The 11,253-nt window shown below is 62.2% G+C and carries 11 protein-coding genes; 3 read left to right on the forward strand and 8 right to left on the reverse strand.

Features of this window, described 5'->3' with window-relative positions:
• The first annotated feature begins 9 nt into the window (after positions 1 to 9).
• On the forward strand, positions 10 to 1,170 hold the full coding sequence (gene algW, locus CAF70_RS22025; protein ID WP_085626494.1) for a Do family serine endopeptidase AlgW: 1,161 nt from the start codon (positions 10 to 12) through the stop codon (positions 1,168 to 1,170).
• Positions 1,171 to 1,290: 120 nt separating this feature from the next.
• Here the strand turns inward: algW and CAF70_RS22030 are convergent, their stop codons facing one another.
• The 4 genes from CAF70_RS22030 to CAF70_RS22045 all read right to left on the reverse strand — a co-directional run bounded on the left by CAF70_RS22030 (position 1,291) and on the right by CAF70_RS22045 (position 5,448).
• Positions 1,291 to 2,055, reverse strand: a complete 765-nt coding sequence (locus CAF70_RS22030) for an amino acid ABC transporter ATP-binding protein (protein ID WP_003251792.1) — start codon at positions 2,053 to 2,055, stop codon at positions 1,291 to 1,293.
• Positions 2,056 to 2,065: 10 nt separating this feature from the next.
• On the reverse strand, positions 2,066 to 3,163 hold the full coding sequence (locus CAF70_RS22035) for an amino acid ABC transporter permease (RefSeq protein ID WP_063913329.1): 1,098 nt from the start codon (positions 3,161 to 3,163) through the stop codon (positions 2,066 to 2,068).
• 10 nt (positions 3,164 to 3,173) lie between these two features.
• A complete protein-coding gene (locus CAF70_RS22040) occupies positions 3,174 to 4,352 on the reverse strand; it encodes an amino acid ABC transporter permease (protein ID WP_085626493.1) in 1,179 nt (392 codons plus the stop codon).
• Between the two features lie 67 nt (positions 4,353 to 4,419).
• On the reverse strand, positions 4,420 to 5,448 hold the full coding sequence (locus CAF70_RS22045) for an amino acid ABC transporter substrate-binding protein (protein ID WP_085626492.1): 1,029 nt from the start codon (positions 5,446 to 5,448) through the stop codon (positions 4,420 to 4,422).
• 332 nt (positions 5,449 to 5,780) lie between these two features.
• On the opposite strand from CAF70_RS22045, the gene CAF70_RS22050 reads away from it, so the two are divergent.
• Positions 5,781 to 6,437 (forward strand): alpha/beta hydrolase, encoded by a 657-nt coding sequence (locus CAF70_RS22050; protein WP_085626491.1) that lies wholly within the window; start codon positions 5,781 to 5,783, stop codon positions 6,435 to 6,437.
• A gap of 101 nt (positions 6,438 to 6,538) precedes the next feature.
• Positions 6,539 to 8,002 (forward strand): ATP-dependent RNA helicase RhlB, encoded by a 1,464-nt coding sequence (gene rhlB / locus CAF70_RS22055; RefSeq protein ID WP_085626490.1) that lies wholly within the window; start codon positions 6,539 to 6,541, stop codon positions 8,000 to 8,002.
• A gap of 128 nt (positions 8,003 to 8,130) precedes the next feature.
• Here the strand turns inward: rhlB and moaE are convergent, their stop codons facing one another.
• The 4 genes from moaE to CAF70_RS22080 all read right to left on the reverse strand — a co-directional run bounded on the left by moaE (position 8,131) and on the right by CAF70_RS22080 (position 10,805).
• Entirely contained in the window at positions 8,131 to 8,577 is a 447-nt protein-coding gene (moaE, locus tag CAF70_RS22065; protein ID WP_070384329.1) for a molybdopterin synthase catalytic subunit MoaE, read from the reverse strand.
• 2 nt (positions 8,578 to 8,579) lie between these two features.
• Complete coding sequence (gene moaD, locus CAF70_RS22070) at positions 8,580 to 8,825, reverse strand: molybdopterin converting factor subunit 1 (protein ID WP_085626489.1); 246 nt, start codon at positions 8,823 to 8,825, stop codon at positions 8,580 to 8,582.
• Positions 8,825 to 9,295, reverse strand: coding sequence for a cyclic pyranopterin monophosphate synthase MoaC (gene moaC, locus CAF70_RS22075; protein ID WP_085626488.1), 471 nt, complete (start codon positions 9,293 to 9,295; stop codon positions 8,825 to 8,827). The genes moaD and moaC overlap by 1 nt, the downstream gene beginning before the upstream one ends.
• A gap of 115 nt (positions 9,296 to 9,410) precedes the next feature.
• Positions 9,411 to 10,805, reverse strand: coding sequence for a PhoH family protein (locus tag CAF70_RS22080; RefSeq protein ID WP_085626487.1), 1,395 nt, complete (start codon positions 10,803 to 10,805; stop codon positions 9,411 to 9,413).
• Positions 10,806 to 11,253 lie beyond the last annotated feature (448 nt).

The following is an 11,253-nucleotide window of genomic DNA, read 5'->3' on the forward strand; positions in this document are numbered from 1 at the left end:
GATTCATTCATGTTCAAGGCTTTGCGTTACTTTGGCTGGCCGCTGCTTACCGGCCTACTGATCGCCATGCTGATCATCCAGCGCTTCCCGGAATGGGTCGGCCTGCCCAGCCAGGACGTCAACCTGCAGCAGGCACCGCAGACTTCGCGGATCATGCAGGGCCCGGTGTCCTACGCCGACGCCGTGACCCTGGCCGCCCCGGCGGTGGTCAACCTGTACACCACCAAGGTGGTGAACAAGAGCGCCCACCCGCTGTTCGAAGACCCGCAGTTCCGCCGGTTCTTCGGTGACAACCTGCCCAAGCAGCGCCGCTGGGAATCGAGCCTGGGCTCGGCGGTGATCATGAGCCCCGAGGGCTACCTGCTGACCAACAACCACGTCACCAGTGGCGCCGACCAGATCGTCGTGGCCCTGAAGGATGGCCGCGAAACCTTGGCCCGGGTGATTGGTAGCGACCCGGAAACCGACCTGGCGGTGCTGAAGATCGACCTGAAGAGCCTGCCGGCGATCACCATCGGCCGTTCCGACAACATTCACATCGGCGACGTGTCGCTGGCCATCGGCAACCCGTTCGGCGTCGGCCAGACCGTGACCATGGGCATCATCAGCGCCACTGGCCGCAACCAGCTGGGCCTGAACAACTACGAAGACTTCATCCAGACCGACGCAGCAATCAACCCGGGCAACTCCGGCGGTGCGCTGGTGGATGCCAACGGTAACCTTATCGGCATCAACACCGCGATCTTCTCCAAATCCGGCGGTTCGCAGGGTATCGGTTTTGCCATCCCGGTAAAACTGGCGCTGGAGGTGATGAAGTCGATCGTCGAGCACGGCCAGGTCATCCGTGGCTGGCTGGGCATCGAGGTACAGCCGCTGAGCCAGGAACTGGCCGACTCGTTCGGCATGAAGGACCGCCCGGGCATCGTGGTGGCGGGTATTTTCCGCGAAGGGCCGGCGGCGAAGGCCGGGTTGCAGTTGGGTGACGTGATCCTGAGCATCAACGGTGAGCCGGCCGGTGACGGGCGCAAGTCGATGAACCAGGTGGCGAGGATCAAGCCCAACGAGAAGATCACCATCGAGGTGATGCGCAATGGGCAGCAGCTGAAGCTGATCGCCGAGGTGGGGCTGCGGCCGCCACCGGCGCCGGCAGTCGCCAAGGAAGAGAAGTAAAAAACGGGGCCGCTTTGCGGCCCTTCGCGGGCACGCCCGCTCCCACAGTGATAACACCGGCCTCAAGCCCTGTGCAGTACCTGTGGGAGCGGGCGTGCCCGCGAAGGGGCCCCTACAGCATCAATGCAGGATCTGACTCAGGAACAACTTGGTCCGGTCACTGCGCGGCCGGTCGAAGAAGTCATCCGGTGCCGCCTGCTCGACGATCTCGCCCTTGTCCATGAAGATCACCCGGTTCGCCACGGTCCGGGCAAAGCCCATCTCGTGGGTCACGCAGAGCATGGTCATGCCATCCTCGGCCAGGCCCACCATGGTATCGAGCACTTCCTTGACCATTTCCGGGTCCAGCGCCGAGGTCGGTTCGTCGAACAGCATGATCTTCGGCTTCATGCACAACGCACGGGCAATCGCCACACGCTGCTGCTGGCCACCGGACAACTGCCCCGGGTACTTGTGCGCCTGCTCCGGAATACGCACCCGCTCCAGGTAGTGCATGGCGATTTCCTCGGCCTTGCGCCGTGGCATCTTGCGCACCCACATCGGCGCCAGGGTGCAGTTCTCCAGGATGCTCAGGTGCGGGAACAGGTTGAAGTGCTGGAACACCATGCCGACCTCGCGGCGGATCGCTTCGATCTGCTTGAGGTCGTTGGTCAGCTCCACACCATCGACCACGATGCGCCCCTGCTGGTGCTCTTCCAGGCGGTTGAGGCAACGGATGGTGGTGGACTTGCCCGAGCCGGACGGCCCGCACAGTACGATACGCTCGCCCTGGCGCACGTTCAGGTTGATGTCCTTGAGCACATGGAACTGGCCGTACCACTTGTTAACGCCCTGCATCTGGATGATGCCTTCGGGGCCGGCAGGCTGCTTGATCGCTTCACTCATTTCGAAACTCCTAACGCTTGTGGCCAGTGTCCAGCTTGCGCTCCAGATGCATGGAGTAGCGGGACATACCGAAACAGAAAATCCAGAACACCAGGGCGGCGAACACGTAGCCCTCGGTGGCCATGCCCAGCCAGGCAGGGTCGGCGGCGGCTTGCTTGACGCTGTTCAGCAGGTCGAACAGGCCGATGATGATCACCAGGCTGGTGTCCTTGAACAGGGCAATGAAGGTGTTGACGATGCCGGGGATCACCAGCTTGAGCGCCTGCGGCAGGATCACCAGGCCCATCGCCCGCCAGTAGCCCAGGCCCATGGCCGCAGCGGCTTCATACTGGCCCTTGGGGATGGCCTGCAGGCCGCCCCGCACCACCTCGGCAATGTACGCCGACTGGAACAGGATCACGCCGATCATCGCCCGCAGCAGCTTGTCGAAGCTCATGCCCTCGGGCAGGAACAACGGCAGCATCACCGACGACATGAACAGCACAGTGATCAACGGCACGCCGCGCCAGAACTCGATGAAGGTTACGCACACCACCTTCACTGCCGGCATCCGTGAACGCCGGCCAAGGGCCAGCAGGATGCCCAGTGGCAAGGCGCCGACGATACCCACGGTGGCAATCACCAAGGTCAGCATCAGCCCGCCCCACTGGCTGGTCGCTACGTTTTCCAGGCCCAGGACGCCCCCATGCAGCAGGGTGTAGGCCAGCACCGGGTACAGCACCAGGAAGCCCAGGCCGTAGAAGGCCTTGCGCGGGAAGCGCTTGATGAACAGTGGCGCGGCGCCGAGCACGGCAAGCCATACGGTCAGGTCCACGCGCCAGCGCAACTCCGCCGGGTAGTAGCCGTACATGAACTGGCCGAAGCGCTGCTGCACGAACACCCAGCAGGCGCCTTCCTTGGTGCAGTCGGCGCGGGTGGTGCCGACCCAGTTGGCGTCAAGCAACGCCCACTGCAGCAACGGCGGCACGATCAGCCACACCAGGTAGATGGCGAACAGGGTCAGCAGCGTGTTGAGCCAGCTGGAGAACAGATTGGCCCGCATCCATGCGAGCACGCCGACGGTTTTCACCGGTGGCGGCATATCGGGTTTGAAAACATGGGCATTCACGGGCGTATCCTCACCGCTCGATAAGCGCAATGCGCTTGTTGTACCAGTTCATCAGCAGCGAAATGCTGATGCTGATGGCGAGATAGACACTCATGGTGATGGCGATCACCTCGATGGCCTGGCCGGTCTGGTTGAGCACGGTACCGGCGAACAGCGAGACCATTTCCGGGTAGCCGATACCGGCCGCCAGCGATGAGTTCTTCGCCAGGTTCAGGTACTGGCTGGTCAGCGGCGGAATGATCACCCGCAGTGCCTGGGGGATGATCACCTTGCGCAGGGTCGGGCCCTCGCGCAGGCCCAGCGAGCGCGCGGCCTCGGTCTGGCCATGGCTGACCGAACGGATACCGGAGCGCACGATCTCGGCGATGAACGCTGCGGTATAGATGGTCAACGCCAGGGTCAGCGCCAGCAGCTCGGGGATCAGCACCCAGCCGCCGACGAAGTTGAATCCTTTCAATTGCGGCACTTCCCAGTGCACCGGGGTGCCGAACAGCAGTACGCAAACGCCGGGAATGGCGATGAACAACGCCAGCCCCACCCAGAACTTGTGGAACGGTACACCGGTCTCGTCGAAGCGTTTGTTGGCAAAGCGCACCATTACCACGATGGCCAGCAGTGCCAGGACCAGGGCCACGACGAACGGCCAGAAGCCTTCGGCCATGGACGCGCCGGGCATGTTCAGGCCACGGTTGCTGATAAAGAAGGTATCGTCGATATTGATGCTGCCGCGCGGTCCCGGCAGGGTCAGGAACACGGCGAAATACCAGAACAGGATCTGCAACAACGGCGGGATATTGCGGAAGGTTTCCACATACACGGTCGCCAGCTTGTTGATCATCCAGTTTGGCGACAGCCGCGCCACACCGATGATGAAGCCGAGGAGGGTCGCCAGCACCACGCCGATGAAGGTCACCAGCAGGGTGTTGAGCAGGCCGATGACGAACACCCGCGCATAGCTGTCGGATTCCACATAGGGGATCAGGTGCTGGGCGATGCCGAAGCCGGCACTGCGGTCGAGGAAGTCGAAGCCCGAGGTGATGCCCCGGTGTTGCAGGTTGGTTTGCGTGTTGTGGAACAGATACCAGCCCAGACCGACCACGAAGACTATCGTGAGAATCTGGAACAGCCACGCGCGCACACGTGGATCGCTCAGGGATAACCCCTTTTGTGCGCCAATTCGATTTTGCATGAAGTGCCCCGGACAGTAGGGTTCCGAACAGCCTGCGGCGGCGGGATGCCGCCGCAGGGTGCAGCCATCAGCGCACAGGTGGCGCGTACTGGATGCCGCCGTTGTTCCACAGGGCGTTCATGCCACGGTCGATCTTCAGGTCGGTGCTCTGGCCCAGGTTCTTCTCGAACACTTCGCCGTAGTTACCGACTTGCTTCACGATTTGCACTACCCAGTCCTTGGGCAGCTTGAGGTCCTTGCCGTACTCGCCATCCGCGCCCAGCAGGCGGGCGACGTCCGGGTTCTTGGTGCTTTTGGCTTCGGCCTCGACGTTCTTCGAGGTGATGCCCGCCTCTTCGGCGTTGAGCATGGCGAACAGGGTCCACTTGACGATGCTGAACCATTCTTCGTCGCCTTTACGCACCACCGGGCCGAGCGGTTCCTTGGAGATGGTTTCCGGCAGTACCACGTACTCGGTCGGCGCGGCCAGCTTGGAGCGCTGGGCGAACAACTGCGACTTGTCCGAGGTCAGCACGTCGCAACGGCCCGATTCCAGCGATTTGGCGCTTTCGTCGGAGGTGTCGAAGGTGATAGGGGTGTATTTAAGGCCATTGGCGCGGAAGTAGTCCGACACGTTCAGCTCGGTGGTGGTACCGGCCTGGATGCAGATGGTCGCGCCATCGAGCTCCTTGGCGCTGGATACCCCCAGCTTCTTGTTGGCCAGGAAGCCAACGCCGTCGTAATAGGTAACCCCGGCGAACACCAGGCCCATGCCGGCATCACGCGAGCTGGTCCAGGTGGTGTTGCGCGACAGCACGTCGACTTCGCCCGACTGCAGGGCGGTGAAGCGTTCCTTGGCGTTGAGCTGGCTGAACTTGACCTTGCTGGCGTCACCGAACACGGCGGCGGCCACAGCGCGGCACACGTCGGCGTCGATACCAACGATCTTGCCCTGCGCATCAGGTACCGAGAAGCCTGGAAGACCGTCGCTCACGCCACACTGGACGAAGCCCTTCTTCTTTACCGCATCGAGGGTGGCGCCGGCCTGGGCGTTGCTCACGGCGCCCAGCGCGGCGGCAGCGGTCAGGACTGCCAGGGTGGTTTTCAACATCTTCATTCACAACCTCCAAATCGCTCTTGTTGTATCGAGCCGGAATTGCACCGCACCCTTTTGAGGCGTGTCCGACCCGTATTGGCTTGTTATTGGGTCAAATGGCGCAATGGACTGTTCTGTGACAGCCTTCGCGTGCAAAGGGTGTTACCGTCACGGCCTGCCCTTTGCATCACAGGTTGAATTGCAAAGCGCGTACCAAAATTCCCGGCTGTAGCGTTTAAGCGCTCGTCAAGTAGGTAAAGTTGTATCGTTGCGACATTCTTTTTCAGACAATCATTTCCAGCGCCTTCTTTTCACGCACGCCATAACAAGACCCGCACACTTTCGGAGCAGTCATGACCAACCCACTGATTCTCGAACCGCAGAAAACCGCAGATGCCTGTGTGATCTGGTTGCACGGTCTGGGTGCCGACCGTTACGACTTCCTACCAGTGGCCGAATTCATGCAGGAGCGCCTGCTCAGCACCCGTTTCGTCATGCCCCAGGCCCCCACCCGCCCGGTAACCATCAACGGCGGCTACGCCATGCCCAGCTGGTACGACATCAAGGCAATGACCCCGGCCCGCGCCATCGACGAAACGCAGCTGGAAGAATCGGCCGAGCAGCTCATTGCCCTGATCAAGGCCGAGCAGGCCAAAGGCATCAGCCTGTCGCGGATCTTCCTGGCCGGTTTCTCCCAGGGCGGTGCGGTGGTGCTGCACACTGCCTATATAAAGTGGCAAGAAGCGCTGGGTGGCGTGATCGCCCTGTCCACCTACGCCCCTACCTTCAACGACCAGCATCAGCTGAGCGCCTGCCAGCAACGCACCCCGGCCCTGTGCCTGCACGGCGTGCATGATCCGGTGGTGATCCCTTCCATGGGCCGCACCGCCTTCGAGTACCTGAATACCTGGGGCGTCGCCGCCCGCTGGCACGAATACCAGATGGAACATGAAGTGGTGGTTGAGGAGTTGAACGACATCCACGACTGGCTGAGCGAGCAATTGCAATAAGCCAACGCAGCCTGTAGTTGTGAGGCTATTCCACTACGCCGCGCCTGAATCTTGCATTACACTGCCCGGCGTACATTCCTTAACCAGTTGATGAGACGATCGTGCTCAAGGCACTCAAGAAAATATTCGGCAAGGGAGACGACGCGCCACAGGCCGTCACTCCTGCTGCCAGCGCGACGCCGCCTGCACCCGCGCCCGCCAGCGAGGCCCGGCCCGCAGCAAAGCCGGCCGCCCCGCGCACCAACCCCACTGCCGAGGCTGAACAGCCTGCCGCCGTTACCCCAGCCAGCGAAAAGCCGGCCAAGGGCAAACCCCGCCGTGAGCGCAAGCCCAAGCCGCAGGCCAGCCTGTGGAAACCGGAAGACTTCGTGGTCGAGCCGCAGGAAGGCAAGACCCGCTTCCACGATTTCAAACTGTCCAACGAGCTGATGCACGCCATCCACGAACTGGGTTTCCCGTACTGTACGCCGATCCAGGCACAGGTACTGGGTTACACCCTGCGTGGCCAGGACGCCATCGGCCGGGCCCAGACCGGTACCGGCAAGACGGCGGCGTTCCTGATCTCGATCATTTCCCAGCTGCAGCAGACGCCGCCGCCGAAGGAACGCTACATGGGCGAGCCACGCGCGCTGATCATCGCGCCCACCCGTGAGCTGGTAGTGCAGATCGCCAAGGATGCCGTTGCCCTGACCAGGTACACCGGCCTGAACGTGATGAGCTTCGTCGGCGGCATGGACTTCGACAAGCAGCTCAAGGCCCTGGAAGCGCGCCACTGCGACATCCTGGTGGCAACCCCGGGCCGCCTTCTGGACTTCAACCAGCGCGGTGAGGTGCACCTGGACATGGTCGAGGTGATGGTGCTGGACGAAGCCGACCGCATGCTCGACATGGGCTTCATCCCCCAGGTGCGCCAGATCATTCGCCAGACGCCGCCGAAAAGCGAGCGCCAGACCCTGCTGTTCTCCGCCACCTTCACCGACGACGTGATGAACCTGGCCAAGCAATGGACCACCAACCCGGCCATCGTCGAGATCGAGCCGGAAAACGTGGCCAGCGAAACGGTGGAGCAGCACGTGTATGCGGTAGCCGGCAGCGACAAGTACAAACTGCTGTACAACCTGGTGACCCAGAACAAGTGGGAACGGGTGATGGTGTTTGCCAACCGCAAGGACGAGGTGCGGCGCATCGAGGAAAAACTGGTGCGCGACGGCATCAACGCCGCCCAGCTGTCGGGCGACGTGCCACAGCACAAGCGTATCCGCACCCTGGAGAGCTTCCGCGAAGGGCGCATCACCGTGCTGGTGGCTACCGACGTGGCCGGGCGTGGTATTCACATCGACGGCATCAGCCACGTGATCAACTTCACCCTGCCGGAAGACCCGGACGACTACGTGCACCGCATTGGCCGGACCGGCCGTGCGGGCACCAGCGGTGTATCAATCAGCTTTGCCGGTGAGGATGACTCATACCAGCTGCCCGCGATCGAAGAGCTGCTGGGGCGCAAGATCAAGTGTGAAATGCCGCCGGATGAGCTGCTGAAGCCGGTGCCGCGCAAGCACCACTGACCTGGGCCGGCCTGTTCGCGGGCTTGCCCGCTCCCACAGGTACTGCACAGGTTTCGAAAGCTGTGCAGTACCTGTGGGAGCGGGCAAGCCCGCGAACCGGGGCAAAGCCCCGGCCATCAATATCCTGTCTACCAGCGCCCGGCAGCATCCTGGTCACTCTGCTTCCCTTCGACCCAACGCGGCCCTTCCTGGGTATTTTCCTTTTTCCAGAATGGCGCCCGGGTCTTCAGATAGTCCATGATGAAGTTGCAGGCATCGAACGCCGCCTGCCGATGGGCACTGGCCACACCGACGAACACGATCGGCTCGCCCGGCTCCAGCGCACCGATGCGGTGCAGCACCTCCACCTTCAGCAACGGCCAGCGCTGCTCGGCTTCGACCACGATCTTGGCCAGCGCCTTTTCGGTCATGCCCGGATAGTGCTCGAGGAACATCCCCGCCACTTCGCGACCATCGTTGAAGTCCCGCACATAACCGACAAAACCGACCACCGCCCCCACGCCGACATTGGCCGCATGCATGGCATTGGTCTCGGCCCCTGGGTCGAACGCGCCTTCCTGTACTCGCACAGCCATGTTCAGCCTCCGGTCACCGGCGGGAAGAACGCCACTTCATCGCCCTCTTCCAGCGGCTCATCGAGCTTGCACAGCTCTTCATTGCGCGCGCACATCAGGTTCTGCTCGGCCAGCAGCTCGTACTGCCCGCCCTTGCCCAGCAGCGCCTGGCGCACATCGTCGATAACTTTGAACTCGCCCTCCACTCGCTCGGCATCCACGCCCAGCAGCTCGCGGTAACGGGCGAAGTACATCACCTTGATCTTCATCACGCCTGCACCTTGTAGTGGCCACTCTTGCCGCCGACCTTCTCCAGCAGGCGCACCTGCTCGATGACCATGCCTTTATCCACAGCCTTGCACATGTCATAGATCGTCAGCGCAGCCACGCTGGCGGCGGTCAGCGCCTCCATCTCCACGCCGGTCTGCCCGGCCAGCTTGCAGCGGGCGACGATGCGCACGGCGTCCTGCCCCTCGGCACTGAGTTCGACCTTGACGCTGGTCAGCATCAGCGGGTGGCACAGCGGGATCAGGTCACTGGTCTTCTTGGCCGCCTGGATCCCGGCAATGCGCGCCACGGCGAACACGTCCCCCTTGGGGTGTTCACCGTCGACAATCATCTGCAAGGTCTGCGGCAACATGCGCACCCGCGCCTCAGCCGTGGCCTCGCGCTCGGTCACGGCCTTTTCAGTGACGTCGACCATGTTGGCCCGCCCCTGGGAATCAAGATGTGTCAGCACTGCTCTGCTCCTGTGAAGGGAACACGCAGTGTAAACCTGTGAGTCAGGTTTGAGCAGAGGGATGCGTCAACTGGCCCGCGAAGAGGCCGGGCGGCGAACCGCCCGGCGGTGAGGGTTACAGATGCGATTCGGCGTACTCGGCCAGCACCGAGCGTGGCACGCCCTGCAGGGTGATGTGCACGCCATGGGGGAAGTCCTTGAAGCGCTCGGTCAGGTAGGTCAGGCCCGAGCTGGTCGCGGACAGGTAGGGGGTGTCGATCTGCGCCAGGTTGCCCAGGCAGACTACCTTGGACCCGGAGCCGGCACGGGTGATGATGGTTTTCATCTGGTGCGGCGTGAGGTTCTGGCACTCATCGATCAGGATCAGGCTCTGCTGGAAGCTACGGCCACGGATATAGTTCAGCGACTTGAACTGCAACGGCACGCGCTCGAGGATGTACTCGACGCTGCCATGGGTGCTTTCGTCATCCATGTGCAAGGCTTCGAGGTTGTCGGTGATGGCGCCCAGCCAGGGCTCCATCTTCTCGGCCTCGGTGCCCGGCAGGAAGCCGATCTCCTGGTCCAGCCCCTGCACACTGCGGGTGGCGATGATGCGCCGGTAGCGCTTGCTGACCATGGTCTGTTCAATGGCCGCGGCCAAGGCCAGGATGGTCTTGCCGGAACCGGCGGCGCCGGTCAGGTTGACCAGGTGGATATCCGGGTCGAGCAGGGCGAACAGCGCCAGGCTCTGGTGGATATCCCGTGGTTTCAGGCCCCAGGCTTCCTGGTGCAGCAGCGGTTCCTGGTGCAGGTCGAGCAACAGCAGCTCATCGTTGCGAATACCCTTGATCCAGCCGACGAAGCCCTGTTCATCGATGATGAACTCGTTGACATGCACCGCCGGCAGGTTGTCGATCAATTGCACGCGGTGCCAGGTACGGCCACGCTCCTGGCGGGTATCGACCTTGCTCACCCGGTCCCAGAACGAGCCGGTGACCGAATGGTAGCCCTTGGACAGCAAGGACACGTCGTCGACCAGCTGGTCGGTGCTGTAGTCCTCGGCCGCGATGCCACAGGCACGTGCCTTGAGGCGCATGTTGATGTCTTTGGTGACCAGCACAACGTCCAGGTCGGTGCGTCGGCCCCGTACTTCGAGCAACTGGTTGATGATGATGTTGTCGTTGAGGTTTTCCGGCAGCAGCTTGTTCGGCTCGTTGCGCGGGGTCATCAGGATGGACAGGAAGCCCTTGGGCCCGCTCTTGCCACGCTGGATCGGTACGCCCTGCTCGACATCGCTGGGCGAGGCGTCACCCAGGGTCTGGTCGATCAGGCGAATGGCCTGGCGGCATTCGGCGGCGATGGTCTGTTTGCCGGTCTTGAGCTTGTCGAGTTCCTCCAGCACCGTCATCGGGATGGCGACATGGTGCTCCTCGAAGTTCAGTAACGCGTTGGGGTCGTGAATCAGGACGTTGGTATCGAGCACATACAGGATAGGCTTGCTGGAGGAAGGGTTGCGTCCTTGGTCATCCATACTCGGTCACCTTATGTCGAAGCCACACGGCGTGGTCTGTTACGCCGCAGAGTGACTGCCGCTGTCCCCGTATCCGCGTTGTTACGGGCGGGAAGCGAACCTGGCTAGGTGGGCCTGGATGACGCCACCTGTGCTGCAGGAATCGGCTGTCTGGTTTCTTCATACAGCAAAAATGATGACTAAAAAAAGTCTTTTTACGTGTAGGTGACGTTTATTTTTCCAAATGACGAACAGGGGTTGGCGAGGGGGCGCGTGGGGGCTACAGTAAAAATTCAGGCTGGGATTGCCGGGGGGGCGCTTCGCACCCCGATCGCGACACAAGGCCGCTCCTACAGGCATCGCGCAACCTTGTAGATACTCTGTTGGCGGTCAAGCTTTTCTGAGGTGTTCAGAGCTGAAAAGCTTGGCCGTATCAAATGGCTCATCCCCGCGCATGCATGCCCAGATG

It is taken from the genome of Pseudomonas sp. B19(2017), from assembly GCF_002113165.1.
Classification (GTDB): domain Bacteria; phylum Pseudomonadota; class Gammaproteobacteria; order Pseudomonadales; family Pseudomonadaceae; genus Aquipseudomonas.

Coding starts and splice junctions, on each gene's coding strand:
- CAF70_RS22030 (WP_003251792.1), bottom strand. CDS start 2,055: ATGAGTGAAGCGATCAAGCAGCCTGCCGGCCCCGAAGGCATCATCCAG.
- moaD (WP_085626489.1), bottom strand. CDS start 8,825: ATGAAGATCAAGGTGATGTACTTCGCCCGTTACCGCGAGCTGCTGGGC.
- CAF70_RS22045 (WP_085626492.1), bottom strand. CDS start 5,448: ATGAAGATGTTGAAAACCACCCTGGCAGTCCTGACCGCTGCCGCCGCG.
- CAF70_RS22050 (WP_085626491.1), top strand. CDS start 5,781: ATGACCAACCCACTGATTCTCGAACCGCAGAAAACCGCAGATGCCTGT.
- CAF70_RS22080 (WP_085626487.1), bottom strand. CDS start 10,805: ATGGATGACCAAGGACGCAACCCTTCCTCCAGCAAGCCTATCCTGTAT.
- CAF70_RS22040 (WP_085626493.1), bottom strand. CDS start 4,352: ATGCAAAATCGAATTGGCGCACAAAAGGGGTTATCCCTGAGCGATCCA.
- algW (WP_085626494.1), top strand. CDS start 10: ATGTTCAAGGCTTTGCGTTACTTTGGCTGGCCGCTGCTTACCGGCCTA.
- moaE (WP_070384329.1), bottom strand. CDS start 8,577: ATGGCTGTGCGAGTACAGGAAGGCGCGTTCGACCCAGGGGCCGAGACC.